Source organism: uncultured Methanobrevibacter sp. (assembly GCF_905235195.1).
Lineage (GTDB): Archaea > Methanobacteriota > Methanobacteria > Methanobacteriales > Methanobacteriaceae > Methanarmilla.
Genome location: NZ_CAJOKH010000008.1, coordinates 20,927 through 47,046, shown reverse-complemented (window position 1 = coordinate 47,046; position 26,120 = coordinate 20,927). Strand labels below are relative to the sequence as shown.

Annotated in this window: 20 protein-coding genes and 6 tRNA genes; 19 read left to right on the top strand and 7 right to left on the bottom strand. The window is 29.1% G+C overall.

Annotation, left to right across the window (positions count from 1 at the left end):
• Positions 1-94: 94 nt before the first annotated feature.
• The 11 genes from QZ146_RS01380 to QZ146_RS01330 all read left to right on the top strand — a co-directional run bounded on the left by QZ146_RS01380 (position 95) and on the right by QZ146_RS01330 (position 10,545).
• A tRNA-Thr gene (locus tag QZ146_RS01380) sits at positions 95-167 on the top strand.
• A gap of 278 nt (positions 168-445) precedes the next feature.
• A tRNA-Pro gene (locus QZ146_RS01375) sits at positions 446-520 on the top strand.
• A gap of 4 nt (positions 521-524) precedes the next feature.
• Positions 525-598: transfer RNA gene (locus QZ146_RS01370), tRNA-Tyr, on the top strand.
• 136 nt (positions 599-734) lie between these two features.
• A tRNA-Asp gene (locus tag QZ146_RS01365) sits at positions 735-806 on the top strand.
• A 94-nt stretch (positions 807-900) separates the two neighbouring features.
• A tRNA-Lys gene (locus QZ146_RS01360) sits at positions 901-974 on the top strand.
• A 69-nt stretch (positions 975-1,043) separates the two neighbouring features.
• Positions 1,044-1,289, top strand: a complete 246-nt coding sequence (locus tag QZ146_RS01355; protein WP_295721722.1) for a DNA-directed RNA polymerase subunit H — start codon at positions 1,044-1,046, stop codon at positions 1,287-1,289.
• A 736-nt stretch (positions 1,290-2,025) separates the two neighbouring features.
• A complete protein-coding gene (locus QZ146_RS01350) occupies positions 2,026-5,376 on the top strand; it encodes a DNA-directed RNA polymerase subunit B (protein WP_295721720.1) in 3,351 nt (1,116 codons plus the stop codon).
• Between the two features lie 39 nt (positions 5,377-5,415).
• The gene (locus QZ146_RS01345) at positions 5,416-8,061 is read left to right on the top strand and encodes a DNA-directed RNA polymerase subunit A' (protein WP_295721719.1); all 2,646 of its coding nucleotides are present in this window, start codon (positions 5,416-5,418) and stop codon (positions 8,059-8,061) included.
• 10 nt (positions 8,062-8,071) lie between these two features.
• Positions 8,072-9,343 (top strand): DNA-directed RNA polymerase subunit A'', encoded by a 1,272-nt coding sequence (gene rpoA2 / locus QZ146_RS01340; RefSeq protein WP_295721717.1) that lies wholly within the window; start codon positions 8,072-8,074, stop codon positions 9,341-9,343.
• A gap of 464 nt (positions 9,344-9,807) precedes the next feature.
• On the top strand, positions 9,808-10,107 hold the full coding sequence (locus QZ146_RS01335) for a 50S ribosomal protein L30e (RefSeq protein WP_295721715.1): 300 nt from the start codon (positions 9,808-9,810) through the stop codon (positions 10,105-10,107).
• 6 nt (positions 10,108-10,113) lie between these two features.
• Complete coding sequence (locus tag QZ146_RS01330; protein WP_295721714.1) at positions 10,114-10,545, top strand: NusA-like transcription termination signal-binding factor; 432 nt, start codon at positions 10,114-10,116, stop codon at positions 10,543-10,545.
• Positions 10,546-10,735: 190 nt separating this feature from the next.
• Here QZ146_RS01330 and QZ146_RS01325 read toward each other — a convergent pair whose 3' ends face one another.
• The gene (locus QZ146_RS01325; protein ID WP_295721713.1) at positions 10,736-11,500 is read right to left on the bottom strand and encodes a HEAT repeat domain-containing protein; all 765 of its coding nucleotides are present in this window, start codon (positions 11,498-11,500) and stop codon (positions 10,736-10,738) included.
• Between the two features lie 114 nt (positions 11,501-11,614).
• Positions 11,615-11,938: a hypothetical protein gene (locus tag QZ146_RS01320; protein WP_295721732.1), complete on the bottom strand. Its 324-nt coding sequence runs from the start codon at positions 11,936-11,938 to the stop codon at positions 11,615-11,617.
• A 933-nt stretch (positions 11,939-12,871) separates the two neighbouring features.
• Here QZ146_RS01320 and QZ146_RS01315 point away from each other — a divergent pair.
• From QZ146_RS01315 to QZ146_RS01285, 7 genes are all read left to right on the top strand, one after another.
• Complete coding sequence (locus QZ146_RS01315; RefSeq protein WP_016357966.1) at positions 12,872-13,297, top strand: 30S ribosomal protein S12; 426 nt, start codon at positions 12,872-12,874, stop codon at positions 13,295-13,297.
• 5 nt (positions 13,298-13,302) lie between these two features.
• The gene (locus QZ146_RS01310; protein ID WP_295721709.1) at positions 13,303-13,866 is read left to right on the top strand and encodes a 30S ribosomal protein S7; all 564 of its coding nucleotides are present in this window, start codon (positions 13,303-13,305) and stop codon (positions 13,864-13,866) included.
• Between the two features lie 25 nt (positions 13,867-13,891).
• A complete protein-coding gene (locus QZ146_RS01305) occupies positions 13,892-16,084 on the top strand; it encodes an elongation factor EF-2 (protein WP_295721707.1) in 2,193 nt (730 codons plus the stop codon).
• Between the two features lie 210 nt (positions 16,085-16,294).
• Entirely contained in the window at positions 16,295-17,536 is a 1,242-nt protein-coding gene (gene tuf / locus QZ146_RS01300; RefSeq protein WP_295721705.1) for a translation elongation factor EF-1 subunit alpha, read from the top strand.
• Positions 17,537-17,711: 175 nt separating this feature from the next.
• Positions 17,712-18,023, top strand: a complete 312-nt coding sequence (gene rpsJ, locus QZ146_RS01295; protein WP_295721703.1) for a 30S ribosomal protein S10 — start codon at positions 17,712-17,714, stop codon at positions 18,021-18,023.
• A 196-nt stretch (positions 18,024-18,219) separates the two neighbouring features.
• Positions 18,220-18,303 (top strand) — tRNA-Ser (locus QZ146_RS01290).
• Between the two features lie 337 nt (positions 18,304-18,640).
• Entirely contained in the window at positions 18,641-19,204 is a 564-nt protein-coding gene (locus QZ146_RS01285; protein ID WP_295721701.1) for a hypothetical protein, read from the top strand.
• A 133-nt stretch (positions 19,205-19,337) separates the two neighbouring features.
• Here QZ146_RS01285 and QZ146_RS01280 read toward each other — a convergent pair whose 3' ends face one another.
• From QZ146_RS01280 to QZ146_RS01265, 4 genes are all read right to left on the bottom strand, one after another.
• Positions 19,338-20,495, bottom strand: coding sequence for a TMEM175 family protein (locus tag QZ146_RS01280; RefSeq protein ID WP_295721699.1), 1,158 nt, complete (start codon positions 20,493-20,495; stop codon positions 19,338-19,340).
• Between the two features lie 109 nt (positions 20,496-20,604).
• A complete protein-coding gene (gene cobK / locus QZ146_RS01275) occupies positions 20,605-21,432 on the bottom strand; it encodes a precorrin-6A reductase (RefSeq protein ID WP_295721697.1) in 828 nt (275 codons plus the stop codon).
• Between the two features lie 104 nt (positions 21,433-21,536).
• Positions 21,537-24,188: a cation-translocating P-type ATPase gene (locus QZ146_RS01270; protein WP_295721695.1), complete on the bottom strand. Its 2,652-nt coding sequence runs from the start codon at positions 24,186-24,188 to the stop codon at positions 21,537-21,539.
• Between the two features lie 150 nt (positions 24,189-24,338).
• Complete coding sequence (locus tag QZ146_RS01265; RefSeq protein WP_295721693.1) at positions 24,339-24,734, bottom strand: UPF0146 family protein; 396 nt, start codon at positions 24,732-24,734, stop codon at positions 24,339-24,341.
• A 289-nt stretch (positions 24,735-25,023) separates the two neighbouring features.
• Here QZ146_RS01265 and QZ146_RS01260 point away from each other — a divergent pair, with 289 nt between their 5' ends.
• Positions 25,024-25,458: a GNAT family N-acetyltransferase gene (locus QZ146_RS01260; RefSeq protein ID WP_295721691.1), complete on the top strand. Its 435-nt coding sequence runs from the start codon at positions 25,024-25,026 to the stop codon at positions 25,456-25,458.
• A gap of 74 nt (positions 25,459-25,532) precedes the next feature.
• On the opposite strand, the gene QZ146_RS01255 is transcribed toward QZ146_RS01260, so the two are convergent.
• Positions 25,533-26,051 carry a hypothetical protein gene (locus QZ146_RS01255; protein WP_295721689.1) on the bottom strand — a complete coding sequence of 173 codons (519 nt, stop codon included), beginning with the start codon at positions 26,049-26,051 and terminating at the stop codon, positions 25,533-25,535.
• Positions 26,052-26,120: the final 69 nt, after the last annotated feature.

Genomic DNA, 26,120 nt, shown 5'->3' with positions numbered 1-26,120 from the left:
TCTAATTTTTAAAAAATTCATAATAAAATACTTATTTTATCGTAAGCTTTATATGTAAAAATTTATAGAAATTTGTATGTTGATATATTATTGTGCCTCAGTGGCTCAGTCGGTAGAGCGCCAGACTTGTAATCTGGTGGTCGGGGGTTCAATTCCCCCCTGAGGCTTATAATATTGCTTATTTATATAATGTATTATAATGTAATCAATATTTTTCTTCAATATTCAATTAACATCATTTATTTTTAGTTAAATAGTATTTCTTTATTTCTGTTTAATTATAAAATAATGAATGTTAAGTTTCATATGATTTTTTTGTTTTAAAAATAATATTTTTTAAATAAATTATAAGAATTTCTATAAAATCATAAGCTTTATATATAATATTAGACTTACATACCATAGTAATTATATTGCTGTAAGTAATATTTTTATAATTTAATATGGGACCATAGGGTAGCTTGGTCGATCCTTTGGGCTTTGGGAGCCTGAGACTCCGGTTCAAATCCGGGTGGTCCCACTGTCCCGCCTTAGCTCAATTTGGCAGAGCGTTGGACTGTAGATCCAAATGTTGCTGGTTCAAGTCCGGCAGGCGGGATTTTACTTTTGTTTTTTGTAATTTTTTAGAAAATTATTTAATTTTCTGATAATTACAAACCTTTATATATGAGGCTAACAAAAGTATTTTATGTTACATATTATTTAATCTAATGTGTGAAATTATTTCTGTATGTGCCTTGGTGGTGTAGGGGCTATCATGCGGGCCTGTCGAGCCCGCGACTCGGGTTCAAATCCCGGCCAAGGCGCTTTTAGATTAATTTCATAGGGTTTTTTTCTTTAAGATTAATATATGTATTATAAATTTTTATATTGGAAAATTCCAAAATTTATTATTTGTAAGGGCTCGTAGCTCAGTCTGGCAGAGCGCTTGGCTTTTAACCAAGCGGCCGCGGGTTCAATTCCCGTCGGGCCCGTTTTCTTGTTTTTTATTATAAATTTTATCAATTTTTTCAATAATCTTTTTCAATATGGAGGAAATTAATTTGAAATTGGATATCCAAGAACATCATTTAGTTCCGAAACATGAAATTTTAAACGATGAAGAAAAAGAAGAATTTATTAACAATTTAGAATATGATAAAGAAAATCTTCCTAAAATCCTTTTAAAAGATCCTGTAGTAAAATATATAGGTGCAGAAGAAGGAGATATTCTTAAAATCACTCGTGACAGTCAAACTGCAGGGGTTTTTGAAACCTATCGTTTGGTTGTAGATAAAGAAGCAGACTAAATTTAAAAAATTTTGATAAATAATAATAAGCATAAAACTGATTTTTAATTATTTTTTAGTTTAGTGGATTTAAATAAAGAGTATTTGTCCATATTTTATTTTAAACTAAAAAGTGCTTATAATTATCACATTAATTAAAAGTGTAATTCGTATTATGATTAAAATTGAGATTAATTAATAATAAACTTTAATAAACTTAATAAAAATAAATAAATTAAATAAACTTAATTTAATGGATTAATCATGTGTGGATTAACTCAAGAAATTTAATATAAACTTAATTTATGAATAAATTTAATGATTTAACTTTAATTTAAATTAATAATTTAATAAAGAGCATATTAAGATTTATAATCATAGCATAGTTATTAGTTATATTTAATAATTTTAGCTATTATTGATTATTTATAATAATTTTACTATTATTTCATTATTAATTTAAGATTATCTAAATTTAATTCTAAAATTCAATAATAATTATTTATCAATTCTTCACTTAAATTCTGTTAATTTGTATCTAAAATGGATAAAATTCTAAATTTAAAAAATTTAATTTAATTTAATTCATATTAGAATTCAAATCAAATTTAAAATTAAATTTAAATTAAGTTTTTATTTAAAATTTAAATTTAAACTCAAATTTAATATAAAACTTAAATTTAAACTTGTTTAAGTTGTTAAAATATAAATTTTATATTTTTAATTAAAAATTCACATAAAGCTATGGAGGAAGTCCATGACAGAAGAGACATGGGATTTGGTTGATGCATTTTTTGATGAATATGACCTTGTAGATCATCATATTAAATCATACAACGATTTTGTAAATAACCGTATACAAAAAATTATAGAATTTACGGATGAAATAAGCTTAGAAAATGGTAAATATAAGGTTCGTACTGGAGATGTACATATTGAACCACCATTTACTAAAGAAGCAGATGGTTCTAAAACTAGTATTTATCCTACTGAAGCTAGACTTAGAAATTTAAATTATTCAGCTCATATGTATTTGGAAATGGCACTTGATGAAGAAGGTGAGGAGGAATCTGAATTTGAAAATGTGTATATAGGGGAATTACCTGTTATGCTTAAATCTAATGTTTGTCATTTAGACAATTTAGATGAAGAACAATTACTTGATAAAGGTGAAGATCCTCAAGACCCAGGCGGATACTTTATTGTAAATGGTTCTGAAAGGGCTGTTGTTACAATGGAGGAAATTGCTCCGAATAAAATCATCTTAGAGCGTATGGGTGAAGTTGAAGATAGACATGCTAAGGCTATTGTTACTTCAATTAAAAGTGGGTTTAGAGCAAGAATTACTCTCGAATATAAAAAACCTAGAAAAAGTGGTGTGTTTTTAAGAATTTCATTCCCATATGTTCCTGGTGAAATTCCACTTGTAATCCTTTTACGTGCTTTAGGATTATCTACAGATCAAGAAATTATCACAGCAATCAGTAATGATTTCAACTTCCAGATGATGATTGCAGATGATATTCAAGTATCTGAAGCTAACCTTAAACTTGATAAAGATGAAATGGAAAAAATGTCTGATGAAGAACGTAAAGAATATCTCCGTTTAGCTGCAGTTAAATATATTGGTAATCGTGTTGCAAAAGGTATGACTGAAGAATACCGTGTTAAACGTGCTGAAGATGTTATCGACAGATATTTACTTCCTCATATGGGTATTGAAGAAGAACAACGTCACTCTAAAGCAATATATTTAGCTGAAATGACTGAAATGTTACTTCAAGTTATTGATGAACAACGTGAACCTCACGATAAAGATCATTATACTAACAAAAGACTTAGAGTTTCTGGAGATTTAATGGAAGACTTGTTTAGGGTTGCATTTACTTCTCTTACTCGTGATATGAGTTATCAATTAGAGCGTAGTATTTCTCGTGGTAAAGATTTATCTATTAAACAGGCAGTTAGAAGTGATGTTTTAACAGAAAACATTAAACACGCTATTGCTACTGGTAATTGGGTTGGTGGAAGAGCTGGTGTAAGCCAACTTTTAGATAGGACCTCTTACATGGGTACTTTATCTCACCTTAGACGTGTTGTATCTCCTCTTACAAGAAGTCAACCTCACTTCGAAGCAAGGGATTTGCACCCAACTCAATTTGGTAAAATTTGTCCAAACGAAACTCCTGAGGGACCAAACTGTGGTCTTGTTAAAAACTTAGCATTAATGTGTAAAATCTCTGAAGGTAGTGAGACTGAAAAAATTATTGAAACAATTAGGAGTATGGGAGTTTTAAATCAAGATGTAATTGGTGCTAAAGTTTACCTTAATGGAGAACTTATTGATTATTGTGAAAATCCAGAAGAATTTACTCTTGATATAAGGCAAAAAAGAAGATCAGGAGATCTTTCATCTGAAGTTAACATTACCTATTATGATGATACTAATGAGGTTTATATTTTCGATGATCCGGGTCGTGCAAGAAGACCTGTAATTATTGTTGAAGAGGGTAAACCTCTTTTAAGTAAAACACATCTTGAACAGGTTTCCAATGGCGAACTCAAATGGAATGATTTAATTGATATGGGTCTTATTGAATACTTAGATGCAGAAGAAGAAGAAAACTCTTATATTGCAATGACAATTGCAGATTTAAATGAAGACCATACTCATTTAGAAATTGACCCTGCAACTATGCTTGGTATTTGTGCTGGAATTATTCCTTTCTCAGATCATAACTCTTCACCAAGGAATACTATGGAATCCGGTATGACAAAACAGGCATTAGGTTTATATGTTTCTAATTATGGTTTACGTACAGATACAAGGGCACATTTATTACATCACCCTCAAAAACCTATTGTAAAAACACGTATTATTGATTCTACTCATTATGATGAAAGATCTTCTGGTCAAAACTTTGTTGTTGCACTTATGAGTTATGAAGGATATAATATGGAAGATGCTATGGTCTTAAACAAATCCTCACTTGAAAGAGGTTTAGGTCGTAGTAGTTTCTTCCGTTCTTATGACACATCAGAGAAAAAATATCCTGGTGGTCAGGAAGATAAATTTGAAATTCCATCTAAAAGTGTAAAAGGTTACAGATCTGATGCAGCATATAGACATTTAGATGACAGTGGTATTGTTAATCCTGAAAGTGTAGTCAAATCTGGTGATGTACTTATTGGTAAAACATCTCCTCCAAGATTCTTAGAAGAAATTGATGAATTTGGTGCAAGTGCTGAAAAACGTAGAGAAACTTCAGTTACAGTACGTCATGGTGAGAAAGGTATTGTTGATGCAGTACTTTTAACCGAGACTGTTGAAGGAAGTCGTCTTGCTAAGATTCGTGTTCGTGATACAAGACAACCTGAAAAATTTGCATCAAGACACGGTCAGAAAGGTGTAGTAGGTCTTATTTTATCTCAAGAAGATATTCCATTTACTGAAGACGGAGTTGTACCTGATATTATTGTAAATCCTCATGCTATCCCATCAAGGATGTCTGTTGGACAGGTACTTGAAATGGTAGCAGGTAAAGCAGGATGTTTAAATGGTGAACGTATAGATGGTACTCCATTTAACAGTGAAATTGAAAAGAACATTAAACAAACCTTACTTGACTATGGATTTGAATCTGCAGGATGTGAATCATTATACAGTGGAGTAACTGGTGAGAGAATAGAAGCAGAAATTTTTGTAGGAGTTGCATTCTACCAAAAATTACACCACATGACTTCTGATAAAGTATATGCTCGTTCTAGAGGTCCTGTCCAAGTACTTACACGTCAACCTACTGAAGGTAGAGCACGTGAAGGTGGTTTAAGATTTGGTGAAATGGAAAGAGATTGTCTTATTGCTCATGGTGCAGCACTTGCACTTAAAGAAAGATTACTTGATGAATCAGATATATTTGAAGCTATTGTCTGTAGTAATTGTGGTATGTTAGCAGTATATGATAAAATGAGAGACAAAACATATTGTCCTATTTGTGGAGATTCTGAAACATATCCTATTGAAATCTCTTATGCATTCAAATTATTGCTTGACGAACTTAAAAGTTTATGTATATTCCCTAAATTGGTCTTACGAGATAAAGTTTAGGAGCTGTTGAATTTAAAATTTTATTAAGGAGCCAATAAATTGAGCGATAAAGGAATTATTAAAAAAATTAAACAAATTGACTTTGGACTAATGTCTCCAGAAGAAATTAGGAAAATGTCTGTAGTTAAAATTGAAACTCCAGATACTTATGATGAAGATGGTTATCCAATTGAAAATGGTTTAATGGATCGTCATTTAGGTGTTATTGACCCAAGTTTAAGATGCCGTACTTGTGGATTTAGAGGAGGAGATTGTCAAGGTCACTTTGGAAGTATAGATCTTGCAAGACCAGTTATGCACACAGGTTTTGGAAATACTATTCATAAAATATTACGTGCATCATGTAATGAATGTGGACGTATACTTTTAGATGAGGTTGAAATCGAAGAATTCAGAGAAAAAATCGATTTCTGTAAAGAACATGAAGAAAACATTAATGATGTTATTAAAGAGGTATGGAAAGTTGCTAAAAAAGATACCTGTCCTCATTGTGGTGCAGAACAAGAGGATATTAAAATCGATAAACCAACTACTATTACTCAAGGTGACTATAAATTAACTGCTAGTGAAGTAAGGGAACGTTTAGAAAAAATACCTGATGATGATTCATATGTATTAGGTGTTGACCCTGCAGTAGCACGTCCTGAATGGATGATTTTAACTGTACTTCCTGTTCCTCCTGTAACCGTAAGGCCATCTATTACTCTGGATACTGGAGAAAGGTCAGAGGATGATTTAACCCACAAACTTGTAGATATTTTAAGAATCAATCAAAGATTAATAGAGAATATGGATGCTGGTGCACCACAACTTATTGTTGAAGATTTGTGGGAACTTTTACAGTATCACGTTACAACTTACTTTGATAATGAGGCATCTGGTGTACCTCCTGCAAGACACAGATCAGGTCGTCCACTTAAAACCTTAGCGCAAAGGCTTAAAGGTAAGGAAGGTAGGTTTAGAAGTAATCTTTCAGGTAAAAGGGTTAATTTCTCTGCTCGTACAGTTATCTCACCAGATCCAAACATATCCATTAATGAAGTTGGTGTACCTGAAATGATTGCAAAAGAAGTAACCGTACCGACTTATGTTAATGAATGGAATATTGATGAAATGAGACAGTACATTCAAAATGGGCCTGATAAACATCCAGGTGCTAATTATGTTATTAGACTTGATGGTAGAAAAATCAGAATCTATGAAGAGACTAAAGATAAAATCTTAGAACAGTTAGAACCAGGATTTATTGTTGAACGTCATCTTCATGATGGTGATATGGTCCTCTTTAACCGTCAACCTTCCCTTCACAGAATGAGTATGATGGCTCATGAAGTAAAGGTACTTCCATATAAAACATTTAGATTAAACTTATGTGTATGTCCTCCATATAATGCAGATTTCGATGGAGATGAAATGAACATGCACATTTTCCAAACTGATGAGGCAAGAGCAGAAGCTAAATCTCTTATGAGGGTACAGGAACATATCTTATCTCCAAGGTTTGGTGGACCAATTATTGGAGCTATTCACGACCACATTTCTGGAGGATACTTACTTACTCGTGATGGTTCAGTTTTCACAGAAGAACAAGCTCTTCAAGTTATTCGTAAATCTCATTTACTCGAAATATTGTCTAAAGTTAAACGTGATAAATTAATGGCTAAACGTAAAGACCATGAAGATTGGACTGGTAAAGAATTGTTCTCACTTCTCCTTCCAGATGACTTGAATATGACATATAAAGGAGAAGTCTGTCAAAAATGTGATGTATGTCTTAAGGAAGAATGTGAAAACAATGCTTATGTTGTAATCGAAGATGGTGAATTAATCTATGGTGCAATAGATGAGAAAGCATATGGATCATTTAGTGGTAATATTTTAGATACTATTACAAAAGAATATGGTCCAAGTGCAGCTAAAACATTCTTGGACAGGTCTACTGATATGGCTATATGTGGAATTATGAAAACTGGAATTACTACCAGTACAAATGATGAAGAAATTCCAAGCGAGGCACAAGAACGTATTAAAGAACACTTGCAACAAGCAGAAGAAAAGGTAGATCAACTTGTTAAAGCATATGAAAATGAAGAACTTGAAGCATTACCTGGTAGAAGCTTAGAAGAAACTCTTGAGATGAAAATCATGCAGGTTCTTGGTGAAGCAAGGGATAAATCAGGAGAAATTGCAGAAAGTTACTTCGATATGACTAACCACTCTGTTGTAATGGCAAGAACTGGTGCAAGGGCAAGTATGTTAAACTTAACTCAGATTACTGCTTGTGTAGGACAACAATCTGTTCGTGGTGGACGTATTCACAGAGGATACTCTGAACGTACCCTTCCTCACTTTAGGAAAAATGAATTAGGTGCAAAAGCAAAAGGATTTGTACACTCTTCCTATAAAGGAGGACTTGACCCTATAGAATTCTATTTCCACGCTATGGGGGGAAGAGAAGGATTGGTCGATACAGCTATTCGTACAGCACAATCTGGTTATATGCAAAGAAGACTTGTAAATGCTCTTGAAGATTTAAAAGTTAAATCAAATGGACTTGTTACTGATAATCGTGGTATGGTTATACAAACATTATTTGGTGAAGATGGTGTAGACCCTGCTAAAAGTGATTATGGTCATGTAGCAAATCTTGATAAAATTATTGATCAAATGAGGGTAAAAAAATAGGAGGGATAATATGCCAGAAAATTTAACAAATGAAGAAGTAATTGTAAAAGTTGAAAATGTACTTAACAGTAAAGGTATTTCATTTCCTCCAAGTTATGTTGAAGAAATTGCAAGTGCATATATTAGACGTGAATTAAGTGATGATGAACTTGATACCTTAATTGATAAAGTGGAGGAAGCTTATCATAGATCATTTGTTCAAGCAGGTGAAGCTGTAGGTACAGTTGCAGCACAATCTGTTGGAGAACCTGGTACTCAGATGACTATGCGTACTTTTCACTACGCAGGGGTAGCGGAGTTAAACGTAACATTAGGTTTACCACGTCTTATTGAAATTGTAGATGCAAGAAAATCAATTTCAACACCTACAATGGACATATACTTATCTAGTGAGGTGGATGAGGATACAGGTATTGCACCTAATCAAAATGAAGAATTTGTACGTAAATTAGCAAACCAAATTGGTAAATCTACAATCAATGATGTTCTTGATGATTTTAACATGAATTATGCTGAAATGAAAGTTGATGCAGTTATTAATAAAGATAAATTAGCTGAAAAACGTTTAGACTATGATGAAGTAATTGATAAAATCGAAAATGCACATAAAAAAGTTAAAATCGATGATAATAAATTTACCTTTGAACCATCTAACAAATCAATTCGTGAATTACGTTTACTTGCAGATAAAGTAAGAGATACACAAATTAGTGGTTTAAAAAATATTGGTAAAGTTATTATTAGAAAAGAAGATGAATGGATTATACATACTGAAGGTTCAAACTTAAAAGAAATCCTTAAAATTGATGGAATAGATAATGTTAGAACAACAACTAACAATATTAATGAAATCTATATGGTATTAGGTATTGAAGCAGCACGTAATGCTATTATTCATGAAGCTTTAAGAACATTATCAGAACAAGGTCTTTCAGTTGATATTAGGCATATTATGCTTGTAGCTGATATGATGACCTCTGAGGGTATTGTAAAATCTATTGGTCGTCATGGTATCGGTGGTGAAAAGTCTTCTGTTCTTGCTCGTGCAGCATTTGAGGAAACTGGTAAACACCTTTTAACTGCAAGTATTCGTGGTGAAACAGATAAACTTACAGGTGTTATTGAAAACATTATTGTAGGTCAGCCTATACCATTAGGTACAGGTTCTGTTGATATTATTATGGATAAATCACAGGATGAAGCTACTACAAAATCTAATAGAACAAAGGCTAAAAAGACCTTAAAAGCTATTGAAAAAGAAAGAGCAAAAAGTATGTATTAAGTTAATGATTCTTGGTCCTTGAGTAGTTTAATACTAATCAATGGATTCTTGATTATTATTAACTATTATTTATTTTTTAATAGTTTAATACAATTTATTCAATTTATTAAATTTTTTTTTTAAATTTTTTAAATTCCTAATCTAAAATACATATTAGATTTTCATTACATTTATTAAGTATGTAATATAATCTTAGATTGTATTATTTTTTTATTATTTTCATATGTAAAACTGATTATTTAATTAATGGTTTTGCAAAATCTTAAAATATAAAAATCATAAGCTTATAGATTATATTTGAAGAATAAATAAATATTAGCTTTTGAATTTTTATTCAATTTACAACTATTAAATCTTAAATTTAAGTTTTAAGATTAATAGTTTTACAGACTCTAATTAAGCTCTGTTACATTTGGTTAATAAATAAACCAAAGTCGAAAAATATAAAATATTAAAGGAGGCAGATGATGGACGTAGATAGAGCAATCAGAGTGGCAGTAGATACAGGTGATGTACTTCTTGGCTCTGAAAAATCAATTCAATCTTTAAAATTAGGAAAAGGTCAACTTGTTATTGTTGCAAAAAACAGTCCTAAAGATATTCTTGAAGATGTAGAATACTATTCTAACCTTTCTAATGTTCCTTACTATGTGTATGATGGTACCAGTGTAACTCTTGGTTCTGTTTGTGGTAAACCATTTACTGTAGCTACATTAGTTATTAACGATCCAGGAGATTCTACTATACTAGAAGTAATGGGGTAGATTTTAGTGTCTATTAAATTTAATTCTAATGAAATTAGATATATTGCATTATTTGAAAGTATGACTGGAGCTATGGTTCGTGACTGTATTATAGATGATGACCATGCTAAGGTTACATTTGTTGTCAAGAATGGGGATATGGGTTTAGCTATTGGTAAAGGAGGAAGTACTGTCAATAAAGTTAAAAAAGCAGTTGATAAAGGTGTTGAAATTGTAGAACACAGTGAAGATCCAACTGTCTTTATTAAAAATCTTCTTGCTCCTGCAGAACTCCAATCTATTAAAGTTCTTAAAAAAGATTCTGGAGAAAGTGTTGCTACAGTTACTGCAGATAATACTAATAAACGTATTGCTATTGGTAAAGGTGGAGCTAACATTGAAAGGGCTAAACTTATTGCAAACAGACAACATAATATTAGTAATATAATTTTAAAATAGTTAATTCAAACTATTTTTATTATTTTTTAGTATTCTATTTTTTTTCTAAAATAAGGATGATTTATACATAAATTGTTCTTATATTTTTTCTATTTTTAACTTGTGATATTTTATTCAAGTTTTTCAATCATACTAAAGTTTTCAGTTTTTTTATAATAGTATGTATTATGATCATTTAATCTAACTAAATTTACGGAATATTTTTAACTAAAAAGTCTTTATCATGGATTTTATCTAGTGCTGCTTTTCTAACTCTACTATTGGGATCCTTTTTTCCAATATCCTTTAAGGTTTTCTCATCACTTATCTTATTAATTGCAGCAATACGTACAGATTCATTTGAATGAGTTTTAGCAATATCCTTTAAAAAGTCATTGTCTGTGATTTTTAATAGGGCACGTGTTGATAGGTGTTTACAGCTTTCATTTTTTGCAATTGCCTTTAAAATATTTGTATCTGTAATTTTTTCTATGGATTTAAGAGATATTTCACTAGTATCAATGTCTTTTATTTTATACTCTTTTTTTATAATTTCATATAATATGTCATTATTGTTTATTTTTTCAATTGCAGCTATACGAACACTACTATCTCTGTCATTTAATCCTATTTCTTCAAGAGTCTTATTATCTATTTCTTTTGTGGTAATTATTTGCTTTTTAAGATAGTCTTCATTTGTATTGTTTAAGATACTACTTATTATACTACTGTCAAATATATTTTCAAGTGCTTTTTTTCTTAAGATCCATTCATAATTTCCACAAACAATTTTTTCAAGTGTTTCTTCATCTTTTATTTTTCCTGCGGCTTCTAGACGAATTTTAGATGAGGAATTGTTATTTACAATTTCAAAAAGATCTTTATCATCATTAATCTCATTGAGCTTTATTTTCTCATTTTCATTTTCCCTATTTTCATTAGTTTTAGATTTTTTAAATTTGTCAAATAATCCCATAATAACACCTTTAATATATAAACAGTTTATTTTATTTTTTCTTTAAAACTATTTATACTATTATATTCCTTTTAAGCTCATTTTTTTAAAAGTATTTATAATATTAAATTCATTTTAAAGTTCATCTAATTTTAATGTCCCTTTTTTACTAACTATCTTATCAATTCCAGAGTTTTTAATCATTCTAAAACAAATGGGGCATGGTTCTGTATCGTCTATTTCTACCCCTTTACCATCATCATATTTTTCTCCAGCTATATAAATGGTTGAGCCAATCATTTCATTTCTACTTGCACTAAGCATAGCATTTTGTTCTGCATGAACTGAATAGCAATCATTGTAGTTACCTGACTTAGATGGAAGGTTCATTCTTTGACAGTTTCCTCTATCACAACAGTTTTCATTTCCTCGTGGATTTCCATTATAACCTGTACTTATTATCTCGTCATTATTGACTATTACAGCACCATATCATCTTTTTAAACATGTGCTTCTTTTTGATACAGAAAAAGCAATTTTGAGATAATATTCAGTTACTCATACGATTTCCATTAGTTTCATCTGTCATTGTTTATCTCCTTTTTTAAATACTTTTAGATTAAATTAATTATTCAAAATCTTTTTACATAATATGTTTATTATTATATAATTTTATTAATTATTTTACTAATTAGTTATATTATATATTATTGGGATATATTAACTGATTATTTTTAACTTGATTTATGTATTTTTTTTTAAAAAATATTTTTTAAAATTTCAATAATTTTAGTTTTTAGATATAAAAAACATTAGCTTTATAAAGGGTAATGTATATAATTTATACTAATAGATATTGCTTGGAATATCTCTATGTTGTTTTTCTTAGGAATTTGTTTAATCAAGTTCTAGGAGTTTTTAATTGTATTATGCATAGAAACTATGGCTATATCATGTTTTTTGGCTATAGAGAATTTATTACTATTAGTTAGCACTATCTATAGATAAATAGCAATTAAATTAAAAATTGTAATTTTTATCATAATCTTTGTATTATATCTAGTAATGTGTGCAATAAATTAAAAATTACTAGTTATAATTCTTAAAATATTCAATTACAATTATTATTAATTTATCCGGACTAGTTTAATTTAATTCTTTTATCTTTTATTATAATTCTATATAATTTAAAAATTTAGATTGCATTATGTCTCATCAATATAATGCAAATCGCAGCGGTGGATTTTTAATTATTTAGTTTGTTAATATTTACATACTTTGAAAACTAAAAGTCCTAATGGTTAATATCTAGTTTTCAAGTCAATTATTCAAATAAATTCTAGGTTAAATCCTAGTTGTATCAAGAAATAAAAATTAAAAGAGGTAAATATAATGCCAGGACTTTTTGCAGCAGGAAAGCTTAAAAAGAATAGACAAAATTTTAAGTGGAAAGATGTAGATTATAAAAGGAAAGCATTACGTTTAGATGTTAAGGCTGATCCTCTTGAAGGAGCTCCTCAAGCTAGGGGAATTGTCATTGAAAAAGTTGGTATTGAAGCAAAACAGCCTAACTCCGCTATTCGTAAATGTGTACGTGTTCAATTAATTAAAAACGGTAAACAATTAACTGCATTTGCACCAGGTGATGGAGCAATTGGATTTATTGATGAACACGATGAAGTGATGATTGAAGGAATTGGAGGACCGTCTGGAAGGTCTATGGGAGATATTCCAGGGGTTCGTTGGAAAGTTTCTAAAGTAAACAATGTTGCATTATCTGAAATGGTTTCAGGTAAAATAGAAAAACCAGTAAGGTGAATATTATGTCTGATTTATTATTTGATAAATGGGATTTATCTGAAGTAGAAGTAAGTGATCTCGGACTTGTAAAATATATTTGTCTTGATGGTAATGATGTGCCTCACACTTCAGGCAGACATGTAAAAAGACAATTTGCAAAATCAAAAGTTTCTATTGTAGAGAGATTAATGAACAAAATCATGAAATCTAAAAAAAATGCAGGTAAAAAGAATAAATCATATGCTATTGTTAAAGAAGCTTTAGAGATTATTAATGAAAAAACTAATAAAAATCCTGTTCAAATTTTAGTAACTGCAATTGAAAACACTGCACCTCGTGAAGAAACTACTCGTATTAAATATGGGGGAATTGGTTATCAAGTTGCTGTAGATATATCTCCACAAAGAAGAGTAGATTTATCTTTAGGTTTCATTACAAGAGGAACCTTTAGATCAGCATTTAAAAATAGAAAATCTGCAGGTGCATGTTTAGCAGATGAATTACTCCTTGCTTCTAATGAAGATTCAAGAAGCTTTGCATTACAGAAAAAAGAAGAGAAAGAAAGAGTAGCTAAAGCTGCTCACTAGATTTTATATTCATAAGGTGATTTCTTTGAGTAGACGAGACAAAATGATTGCAAAAATTAAGGAATTAATGTTTAAACCTGATCAAATCAGAAATATTGGTATTTGTGCTCACATTGACCATGGTAAAACCACTTTATCTGATAACCTTCTTGCAGGTGCAGGCATGATTTCTGAGGATTTAGCAGGTGATCAAAGATTCTTAGATTTTGATGAACAAGAACAAGCTCGTGGTATTACTATTGATGCAGCAAATGTATCTATGGTTCACGATTATAAAGAGGATGAATACTTAATCAATTTAATAGATACTCCAGGTCACGTTGACTTTGGTGGAGACGTTACTCGTGCAATGAGAGCTGTAGATGGTGCAGTTGTTGTTGTTTGTGCAGTAGAAGGTATTATGCCACAAACTGAAACTGTATTTAGACAAGCTTTAAAAGAAAACGTTAAACCAGTTTTATTTATTAACAAAGTTGACCGTTTAATCAATGAGTTAAAATTAGATGGTAAGGAATTACAAGATAGATTTTTAAAAATCTTTATGGAAGCTAATAAATTGATTAAAAACATGGCTCCTGAAGAGAAAAAAGAAGAATGGTCTCTTGATTTTACTGATGGTAGTGTAGCATTTGGTTCTGCTTATCATAACTGGGCTATTAATGTACCTACTATGCAAGAAACTGGAGTAAACTTTAATGATATTATTGATTATTGTAATAATGATAATCAGAAAGAATTAGCTCAAAAAGTACCTTTATCTGATGTATTACTCGGTATGGTAGTTGAACACTTACCTTCTCCTAAAGAAGCACAAGTTTACAGAGTACCTAATATATGGGATGGAGATGCAGATTCTCCAGCTGGTGAATGTATGATTAATACTTCTCCTGATGGACCACTTGCAGTAATGGTTACAAATGTATCTGTAGATAAACATGCAGGTGAAATTGCAACTGGTAGGGTTTATGGAGGAGCTATTGAAAAAGGTACTGAAGTATATTTAGTTGGTGCTCATGCTAAAAGTAGGGTACAACAAGTAGGTGTATACTTTGGACCTGAAAGAGTTAATACTGATAAAGTCCCAGCAGGTAATATTGTTTATGTTGCTGGTGCAAAAGGAGCTATTGCTGGTGAAACCTTATGTTCTCCTGATGATCAAATCAAAGAATTTGAAGGTTTAGAACATATTTCAGAACCAGTAGTTACTGTTGCAGTAGAAGCTAAAAATACTAAAGATTTACCTAAATTAATTGAAGTATTAAGACAAGTTGCAAAAGAAGATCCAACTATTAAAGTTAATATTAACGAAGAAACTGGTGAACACTTAGTATCTGGTATGGGAGAGCTTCACCTTGAAGTTATTACATTTAGGATTAATGATAAAGGTGTAGAAATTACTACTTCAGAACCTATTGTTGTATACAGGGAAACTGTTGCTGGTACTGCTGGACCTGTTGAAGGTAAATCCCCTAACAAACATAACAGATTCTATATTGAAATTGAACCTATGGAAGAAGAATTATTTGCTGCTTATCAAGCTGGTGACATTAAAGAAGGCCGTGTTAAATCTAAAGAAGAAGCAAATACTTTCATGGAATATGGAATGGATAAAGAAGAAGCTAGAAGAGTTTGGGGTGTATACAGTAAAAGTATGTTCATTAATATGACTCGTGGTATACAATACTTAGATGAGGTAAAAGAATTATTAATGGAAGGATTTGAATCTGCAATGGATCAAGGTCCCATTGCAAACGAGATTTGTATGGGATTAAAATTCAAATTAATGGATGCAAAACTTCACGAAGATGCTGTTCACAGAGGACCAGCACAAGTTTTACCTGCAGTTAGAAAAGCAATCTTTGGTTCTATAATGTTAGCTAAACCAACATTACTTGAACCTATGCAAAAAGTATTTATTAATGTACCACAAGATTATATGGGTGCATGTACCAGAGAAATCCAAAACAGAAGAGGTAACATTGTAGATATGCAACAAAATAACGATATGGTTACTATTGAATCTAAAGTACCTGTTGCTGAAATGTTTGGATTTGCTGGAGATATCCGTTCTGCAGCAGAAGGTAGATGTTTATGGTCTACTGAAAACTGTGGATTTGAAAGATTACCTGGTGAATTACAGAAAAATATCATAAAACAAATCAGACAAAGAAAAGGATTATCTGAAGAACCTTATGGTGCATCTCATTACTTAGAATAAATAAATAATTAAATTTATTTTTTTATTTATTTATTTCAAAATTTAAAATTAAAAAATTAAAAAAATTAAAATTATTTTTTTAATATTAAAAATAAAATTAAAAAGTATGTAAAAAAATCATTATGTTTTTATATATGAAAGTACAATTTTAAATTATGCTATATTAATAAGCTAAAAATAATGATTATAATATTTAACGGAGGTTAAAAAATGGCAAAAGAGAAAGAACATTTAAATTTAGCATTTATTGGACACGTTGATCACGGAAAATCCACTTTAGTAGGACATTTATTATTAAAAGCTGGTGCAATCGCTGAACAACAATTAGATGATGGAGAAAACAAATTCAGATTTGTTATGGATAAATTAGGAGAAGAAAGGGAAAGAGGAGTAACTATCGATTTAGCTCACCAAAAATTCTCCACTAATAAATATGATTATACTGTTGTAGACTGCCCAGGACACAGAGATTTCGTTAAAAACATGATTACTGGTGCATCCCAAGCTGATGCAGCTGTACTTGTAGTAGCTGCAGACGATGGTGTTATGCCACAAACTAAAGAACATATCTTTTTATCCAGAACTTTAGGTATAAACCAAATCATTGTTGCTATTAACAAAATTGATGTTGTCGATTACTCTGAAGACAAATTTAATGAAATTAAAAAAGATGCTACTGATTTATTAAAATCTATCGGATACAAACCTGATGAAGTACCTTTCATCCCATTATCTGCATTTGAAGGAGATAATATTAAAGAGAAATCCGATAACACTTCCTGGTATAATGGTGAAACCTTAATTGAAGCTTTAGACAACTTAGTTGTACCACCAAAACCAATTGACAAACCTTTAAGAGTTCCTATTCAAGATGTATACTCTATTACTGGTGTAGGTACTGTTCCTGTTGGAAGAGTAGAAACTGGTGTAATGAAACAAGGTGAAAATGTTATCTTCGAACCTGCTGGAGCTTCTGGAGAAGTTAAATCTATCGAAGAACACCACGAGTTTATGGAATCTGCTGAACCTGGTGATAACATCGGATTCAATGTAAGAGGTGTAGGTAAAAACGATATTAGAAGAGGAGATGTAGCTGGACACACTGATGATGCTCCTACTGTAGCAAAAACCTTTGATGCACAAATTGTTGTTTTACAACACCCTGGTGTTATTACTGTTGGATACACTCCTGTATTCCACTGTCACACTGCACAAATTGCATGTACTTTCTTGGAATTAAATAAAAAATTAAACCCATCTACTGGTCAAGTTGACGAAGAAAACCCTGACTTCTTAAAAACTGGTAACGCAGCTATCGTAAAAGTTAGACCTACTAAACCTATGGTTATTGAAGATGCTAAAGTTATTCCTCAAATGGGAAGATTTGCTATCCGTGATATGGGTCAAACTGTTGCAGCTGGATTATGTACCGGTATTGAACCAGCTAAATAGATAGATTTAATCTAAAATTAAGTTTTTAAAGTTAAATACTTTAAAAAAAACTTAATTCATTTTTTTTAAAACATAATTTTTTATAATTTATTCATTTTAAATTTTAGAAATTATTTTTTAAAAAATTTTATAATCTATTTACAGTATTTTTTTTGTTTATTTTGGAGGAAAATTAATGAATCAACAAGCTAGGATTAAACTTACTGGTACTGATCCTAATGACCTTTCAGATGTTTGTGAACAAATTAAAAAAATTGCAGAAAGAACTGGTGTAGACATTTCTGGTCCTATTCCCCTTCCAACTAAAAAATTAGTTGTTCCTACAAGAAAATCTCCAGATGGAGAAGGAAAATCATCCTGGGAAAAATGGGAACTTCGTATTCACAAACGTTTAGTTAGTATTGGTGCTGATGAAAGGGCTATGAGACAAGTTATGAAAGTCAAAGTACCTGATCAAGTAAGTATTGAAATTGAACTTAAAAGCTAATTAAATATATTAATAATTTACAATATTAATCTATTTTTTAAATATCTTGTTAGTGATATTTATTAAATATTTTAATTACATTTATGGTGTTTTTAATTAATGATTATTAAATACAATTTAATTTACACTTGATGTGTTTATTAAATAATTATGAAAATACAGTTTATAATATATTGTATTTATTGCTAGTTATTTTGCCGAGATAGTCTAGTCTGGTAAGGCGCAGGACTTGAAATCCTGTGGAGTAACCTCCTCCTGGGTTCAAATCCCAGTCTCGGCGTTATTCATTTTATTTTTTCTAATTTTTTTCAAATATTCTTATATTCTATTTTTATTATTCATTTAAAATCTCATAGTCTAATTTTTTTATTCCTTTAAAAGTTTTACTTCTAATTTTTATTATTTTTTTAAAATTCTCATAGTCTAATTTCTATTATACATTTAAATTCTTATATTTATTTTTATTATTCATTTAAAATTTTTATTTTTATTTTAGTATTGTTTTTAAAATTTTTATGGTCTCTTTTTTCTTAATATGCATTTATAAGTAAACATATGAAACTTTCCTAAAACTATTAACTAAATAATAAAATACTTTAAAAAACATAAATACATTTATGGGATTTTCAAAAGAAGAGATGAAGAATTATATTCAAAAAATATATGATCGTTTAGATAAGGTTTCACCAGTTGATTATGATTGTGGCAAACTTTGTGGTGAAGTTTGTTGTGTTTATGATTTGGATGAAGGTGCTGAAGAACTTGCATTATATCTTCTTCCAGGTGAAGAGTTAATGTATGAGGATAGTGACAGTTTTCAGTTATATTATCTTGATTCTTCAGAGATTAGATATCCTCATTCATGGAGGGGTCAAATTTATTTGGTTAAATGTACTAATCCTCCTAAATGTGATCGTAGTATTCGTCCTATTCAGTGTAGAACTTTTCCACTTATTCCTCATATTTCTAAGGATGGTCAGTTTCATCTAATTGTTGATGAGGAGGAATTTCCATATACTTGTCCTATTGTACATGATAAAATTAAACTAAATGAGGATTTCATACTTGAAACTTATAATATATGGAAGGTTTTAGCACGTAATCGCCTTGTTTTTGATTTAATTGATATGGATTCAAGAAAAAGAGACAATTGTAATCATGATTATAAGATTATTATTTAGTAAGCTTTAGTTGATTTGGAAATTTTTTTAAATTCTGATTAATATGAGGATTATCTATTCAGATATTTAGTAATTCTTAATTTGTGTTTATATGTTTATTTTCTTAATCTTTTTTTACATCTTAAATTAAAAATTAATCATAATTACAATTAATTATGTTTATTTTCGCTATCACGAAAATCCATGATGCTATTATTGAAAATATACATGATATGATTATTATTGGGGGATAGTAGAAGTATCCGATAGCTATGAAAACGCATGTGGATATAATAGTTATAATAAATTTATTATAGTTTTCAAATGCTATTTGCAGTAATAAATTGTCTTCATCTATTTTTTTTATTTCATATGTGGATATAAGATAACATATGTTGATTATAATAAAGTTTATACCGTAGATACATTGTGGAACAAATTCATTAAAATGCATAGCAACAAAGGTTGATAAATAGGGGATAAATGATAAAAAGAATAATCCTAGGGATATACTCCAGATAGCTTTAAAATTAATCTTATTTATTATTGAAAATATGTTATAAGTAATTTTCCATGAATTAAAACAAACTATAAAACTAATTATATATGCTATAAAATCAAATTTTATCTCAATTAATGATTCCAGATTACCATTTAATGCAGTTGGGATTTCTAAAACAATTATTGTTATGATGATTGCAATAATTGCATCAATCAGTGCTTCAAATCTTTCTGTATTTTCAATTTCCTTTCCATATTTTCTATTATAGAAAATACTTAAAATTACAGCAAATAGACTTGTTATGTATATTCCTGGAACATATACAGTATATGATATTATAAATCCTATTGCTGTAAGGGTTAAAGGCCCTATATAATGAATTTTTTTAACGTTTAATTCTTTTAGTTTTTCATTGGATTTATTAGCTCCAAAAACTACAATTGCGGATATAATATGGGAAATATTTGCAAATATTATAAGTATTCCGAATATTGTCTCAGCAGTTAATGAATACAAATTCATTGATAGCCATGATGCAAAATATGGAATTAATGTAATTAAAAAGAGTTTATTTCCATATACAAATAAAACTTTGTTATTTATTTTATCAATATATTGGAATAATTTCTGATTACTGTACCAAATATTGATAATTGTTAAAAAGACTATTAGGTATGTTGTAAAATGTAAAGAATTTTGAAAAAAAGATCCCCATGTGGGATTTAAGGGTTGTGGAATTTTAAGTACTAAAACTGTTATAATAATGGCCAAAATAGCATCATAAAAAGTTTCAAATCTGTTTGTATTCATAATAGGTTTTTTTGTTTATTATATATTATAAAATTTTTTATTGTATATGTGTATTTTCGATTCTAATAGTTTTATTTAATTTTTTCAGATAAGATTTTTTTAATGTATTTTAATGTAAATATGAAATAATTTTATTTAACTCTTTATCAAACTCTTCAATTGTACTAATGACAGTTTTATCTTTTAATTCTTTTATTTGGGGTCTGTTTACTATAATTATTTTTATGTTTAATTTATTTGCTGCTTCTATTTTTTCTTTAAATCCTCCTGTATCTCCACTTTCTTTTGTTAGTATTATTTTTGCATTAACTTTTTTATATAGTTCTAGATTTTCGTCTTTACTGATTTTTTTATTTTTATTTTTACTTGCAGTCATTGGAAATATATGATTTTCTTTTATTTTAAGTTCTCTACATTTATCAATTGATGATTTGACAGTTAATACACGTATGTAAAATTTATGGGGAGGAATATATTTTAATACACTTCCTGCTGTGTTAATTCCTCCAAGATGTAGGACATTTCCTTCAATAGAATTATTAACTATTAACTTTCCAGCATCATCAAATGAGTCTACATGGTATACATTATCTAAATTTATGTTTTCAATATCTTCAATGTATAAGGACTCTCTTTCAAATCGAATAAATGGTATTTTTCTCTCATCTACAATATTACATGCAGTTCTTGTAACATGCTCAGCAAATGGGTGAGTGGCATCTATGTAAAGGCCTATATTGTAATCATCTAGAACCTTTAGAATATCCTCTTTTGGAAGTGGTCTTGATATTACCTCATCACTTCCTGCTTCTTTTGCAATATTTGCTCCATATTCTGTGATGGTGCTTGTAATAAGATAAATATCAGAATATTTTTTTTTAATATATTTAATTATCTCTATAGATTCAGCTGTACCACCCATAATAAATATATTCATAGATTTCCACTCGTATTGCCTTTTAAGTATATAAGTCTAGTTTTCCTAAAAATGATTTTTTATAACATTAGTTTAAACTTAACTTATATTTTCACTGATTAAGTTTAATGGTTAGGATTTTTAAGAAATGTTTTTCTCATAATATATTCTCCAAGGAATATACTTGATGCTACAACAAATATTAAAACCCAATCAATGAGTCCAATAGCAGTTGTTCTAAATATTAATTGGAGAGGTCCTACATATACAACTAATAATTGAAGTATAAATGAACCAATTATAGCAGAAGTAAATGCTTTGTTTTTCTCATCAGTATCTGCTCTATTGTTTATTGCACTAAATAATTGATATATTACAAATATTGTAAATGCTACTGTCATTGCTTTTGTTAGTGAGGACTTATATCCAAGATTATTATATGCACTTAATTCATATCCAAAGACTAAAAGGGTACCTGCAGCCATTATAAGTCCTGTAATAAGTATACGGAGAATATCTTTTTTATTTAATATTTCTCCATTTTCAGATTCACGGTTCATAATGTTTCGCTCTGGGCCTTCAGCTCCAAGTGACTGTGCTGGTGGGCCGTCCATAATAATATTAATCCATAATATTTGTATTGGATTAAATGGTAGTGGCATATTTAAAATACTTGCTATTACTATTGTAAGTATTGCACCTACATTTGTTGATATCTGGAATTTTACAAAACGTCTTATATTGTCAAATATTTTACGTCCTTCTTCAATTGCTTTTACAATTGTTGTAAAGTCATTGTCTTGTAAGACCATATCTGCTGATTCTTTTGCAACATCAGTTCCATTACCCATTGCAACTCCAATTGATGCTTTTTTAAGTGCAGGTGCATCATTTACACCATCACCAGTCATTGATACAACATTGTCCTTTGATTTTAATGTTTCAACAATTCTAACCTTTTGTTCAGGATATACTCTAGCATATACCTCTACATCATCACAGATTTTTAAATATTCCTCATCACTAAGCTGATTTAACTGGATACCTGTTAAAACTTTACCTTTATTTAATATGCCTAGTTCTTTTGCAATTGCAGATGCAGTATCTTTATGATCTCCTGTTATCATTATTACTCTTATTCCTGCACTTTTACATTTTGCTACTGCTTCTTTTGCATTTTCTTTTGGAGGATCCATTATACCTATTATTCCACATAGGGTAAGCTCATTTTCCAGTGTCTCTTCTTCAATTATTCTTTGTAAATCTAGGGTATTATTTTCATTAGCTTGTGGTAAATCTATATCTATATTGTTATATGTAAGTGCAAGTACTCTTAAACTATTGTTACTCATTTCTTCAATTCTTGAGAGTATGTTTTCCTTGATTTTATCATCAATAATTTTAATAGTGCCATTGTCATCTATGTATTTACATAGGTTTAGAACTATTTCAGGAGCGCCTTTTGTATATGATATAAATTTTCCATCATCTAATCTATCTGTAGTAGAATTATTTTCTATATTTTCATTGTTTTTATTAATAGCATGGAGGGTTGTCATCATCTTACGAGTACTTGTAAGTGGAATTTCACCAAGTCTTGGTAATTTTTCACTTAAAGTGCTAGTTGGATAATCACTTTTATCTGCAAATACAAGTGCAGCACCATCTGTAGGATTTCCCAATATATCGTCATCTTTTAAAATTGCATTATTACAAAGATAAGCACATTCAAAAGCTTTATTGGAGTAGATTTCACTATCACGAACAGTCATTTGGTTTAAGGTAAGTGTACCTGTTTTATCACTACATATAATATTACAACTTCCAAGGGTTTCAACAGCAAGAAGTTTTCTAATAATCGCATTGGATTTAGCCATTCTTTGCATTCCAAGTGCAAGTGTTAATGTTAAAACAGCAGGAAGTCCTTCAGGTATTGCTGCAACGGCAAGTGAAACTGCAGTCATAAAGTTTTCAACAAGCCCCATTCCCTTAAACATTTGAAGTATAAATACAAGTATACAAATAATAACTGCTATTGCACCTAAATATTTACCTAGTTTACCAATTTTCTGTTGAAGAGGAGTTTCATCAGAGTCTTCCTGAATGAGTTTTGCAATTTTACCCATGGATGTATTCATTCCAATATTAAATACAAGACCTGTACCTCTTCCAGAAACTACTGTTGATTCCATATATAAAATTTTATCTTCAAAATCTCTGTTTGCCCCATCAATTTTTTCAATATCATCATTTTCACTATAATCGGAATTTTTATTCACTGGTTTGGATTCACCAGTAATGGAAGATTCGTCAATTTTAAGTTCTACAGAACTTAGAAGTATTATATCTGCAGGAACTTTATCTCCCTCTTCAACATTTACAATGTCTCCAAGGGTAAGGTATTTTCCATCAATCTGTGATTTTTTTCCTTCTCTTTTTACTATTGCCTTTGTAGTTACTATATTTTTCAATTCTTCCATAGCCTTTTCAGCTTTATGTTCCTGATGATATCCTATAATTGCATTAAAGCTTACTACAATTAAAATTACAATTGAATCTATAACATCTCCAATGAAATATGCAGCAATTGCAGCAATAATAAGGAGTATAATAAGTGGTTCTGTAAATTGTTTTAAAAATTTAATAATTGAACTCGTTTTTTTAGTCTCTTCAAGTTCATTTAAACCGTATTTCTCCTGACGGTTTTGAACCTCTTGGCTATTAAGCCCATCTATCCTTGAATTATATTTTTTTAATATTTCATCTGTCTTATTCATAGTTTCACTTTTTTAAAAATTAGTAATATCTAAGGGTTTTCATTTAGCTTATTATTTTTAGATTGATTTAGTTTACTATTTTATTATTTTATTATTTTTAGTATTTTATTTTATAATTTTTAGTATTTTAAGTTTATTTTTTTAAAAATTTTATTTAAAGTCATAATAATAAAAACTAGCTTTTTTATAATTTTTTAATTTCATTAAACTTAATTTTTGACTTAGGTTTTCACCAGTTAAAGGTTTAATAATTAATTGACATTTAAGTTTTTTTGCAAGATTAAAAATATAAGGTTGAAGTTCATTTGGAGGTCGGATAGAGTAGATTAAATCAATATTTTTATATAATTCATAATCTGGATCTTTCAAATCATCTTTAATAATATCTTCTCTACTAGGTTTAATATCTGTTTTAATAAGGTTAATATTATCATATTTTTCAAGGATATTGCTTAGATTATAGAAATGGCCTATAGCAAGTTCTGCTACATTAATTTTTTCACCATCTATTAGTTTTAAGATATATTCTCCAAAATCATTCCACATTTTTACTTCTTTCCTATGTTTTATTATTGTTAATTTATTTTATCTTTTTCATATAATTTATTTCATATTTAACTTTTTTATATAATTTATTTCATATTTAAAAAAATATATATTAAAATTTATTAATATCATATTAAATTAATATTAATATCTCCTTTATATTAAATTTAAATTAAATATTAATATCCATTTAAATCACATTTAAATTAAAATTAATATCTCCTTTAAATTAAATTTAAATTAATATTTTATCATATTTGATTTAGACTTATTTTTTTGAGGCTAACTTATGATTATTCGTCAATTTATTGAAAATGATTTAAAAAGAGTTCATGAAATAGAAACCATGTCATTCGATTCTTCTTATGGTGTTGAAATGATATTAAAGCTATTTGAGATAGGTTCTGGCTTTTTAGTAGGAGAAATTGATGGTTATGTTGTAGGTTATATTATTTTTTGGATGAAGGAAGAAAATGAAGGACATATCATTTCATTGGCTATTGATCAAAATTATAGAAATCTTGGAATAGGTACTTCTCTTTTAAAAAAAGCAATTTTAGTTTTTAAAGGTGTAGGTGTTGATTTTGTATCTCTTGAGGTTAATGCAAATCATGATGATAGTGTAAGGTTTTATGAAAACTTTGGATTTTGTATTGATCGTAAGGTTCCTCACTATTATGATAATGATGATTCAGCATATATAATGTTTTATAAGTTTAAATAGTATTAAAATAGTTTTTATTTTTAAGATATTGGTTAATTTATAAAAATAAGTAAAAAAAGAAGAGAATATTGTAATTATTTTCCCAGTAAATTAGTTAAATTATTATATTCCATTTGACCAACGTGTGCAAGTGTATTCATGTCTATTGTACCGTTTGAAAAGAGTATTACGATAAGTACAACGTAGAATGAAAATATTGCAAGTTGTATAACTCCATGTCTTTTAATATTATAATCTTTACGTGTTATTAGATATATAATTATAATTAATCCAAGGAAACTTCCTAAAATAGTAAGTATGTATCCAAATATTATTAAAAGGTTCATTTCAAATGATCTGGGTGTATTAAGATTTTCACTTTGATTATCTGTAAATTTTTCATTACCTTTTAATTCATTATTTGCTGTTAAGTTAGAATTAATATTTTGATTATCAAAATTTTGAGCTGAATTAAAATTTTGAATAGTTATTCCTGGTTCATTTATATGGATTACAGGCGCATTTTCGGGAGTAAATTCTTTTCCACAATATATACAGAATCCAAATCCTGAAGTATCTGTTTTTCCACAATTTGGACATTTTCTTATTTCCATAATATCCTACCATCTACTTATTTTTTTATTTTAATATCTTTTAATTGGATTTATATTAAAGTTAACATT

What these genes read in the sequence shown, in the direction of transcription:
- QZ146_RS01265 (WP_295721693.1), bottom strand. Translation starts at nt 24,734, where the DNA reads ATGTGGAATGATTTTGGAGAATATATCTTAAAACTAATAGATGGTGAA.
- rpsJ (WP_295721703.1), top strand. Translation starts at nt 17,712, where the DNA reads ATGAATCAACAAGCTAGGATTAAACTTACTGGTACTGATCCTAATGAC.
- QZ146_RS01325 (WP_295721713.1), bottom strand. Translation starts at nt 11,500, where the DNA reads ATGGGATTATTTGACAAATTTAAAAAATCTAAAACTAATGAAAATAGG.
- QZ146_RS01315 (WP_016357966.1), top strand. Translation starts at nt 12,872, where the DNA reads ATGCCAGGACTTTTTGCAGCAGGAAAGCTTAAAAAGAATAGACAAAAT.
- rpoA2 (WP_295721717.1), top strand. Translation starts at nt 8,072, where the DNA reads ATGCCAGAAAATTTAACAAATGAAGAAGTAATTGTAAAAGTTGAAAAT.
- tuf (WP_295721705.1), top strand. Translation starts at nt 16,295, where the DNA reads ATGGCAAAAGAGAAAGAACATTTAAATTTAGCATTTATTGGACACGTT.
- QZ146_RS01335 (WP_295721715.1), top strand. Translation starts at nt 9,808, where the DNA reads ATGATGGACGTAGATAGAGCAATCAGAGTGGCAGTAGATACAGGTGAT.
- QZ146_RS01270 (WP_295721695.1), bottom strand. Translation starts at nt 24,188, where the DNA reads ATGAATAAGACAGATGAAATATTAAAAAAATATAATTCAAGGATAGAT.
- QZ146_RS01350 (WP_295721720.1), top strand. Translation starts at nt 2,026, where the DNA reads ATGACAGAAGAGACATGGGATTTGGTTGATGCATTTTTTGATGAATAT.
- QZ146_RS01255 (WP_295721689.1), bottom strand. Translation starts at nt 26,051, where the DNA reads ATGGAAATAAGAAAATGTCCAAATTGTGGAAAAACAGATACTTCAGGA.
- QZ146_RS01285 (WP_295721701.1), top strand. Translation starts at nt 18,641, where the DNA reads ATGGGATTTTCAAAAGAAGAGATGAAGAATTATATTCAAAAAATATAT.
- QZ146_RS01310 (WP_295721709.1), top strand. Translation starts at nt 13,303, where the DNA reads ATGTCTGATTTATTATTTGATAAATGGGATTTATCTGAAGTAGAAGTA.
- QZ146_RS01280 (WP_295721699.1), bottom strand. Translation starts at nt 20,495, where the DNA reads ATGAATACAAACAGATTTGAAACTTTTTATGATGCTATTTTGGCCATT.
- cobK (WP_295721697.1), bottom strand. Translation starts at nt 21,432, where the DNA reads ATGAATATATTTATTATGGGTGGTACAGCTGAATCTATAGAGATAATT.
- QZ146_RS01260 (WP_295721691.1), top strand. Translation starts at nt 25,024, where the DNA reads ATGATTATTCGTCAATTTATTGAAAATGATTTAAAAAGAGTTCATGAA.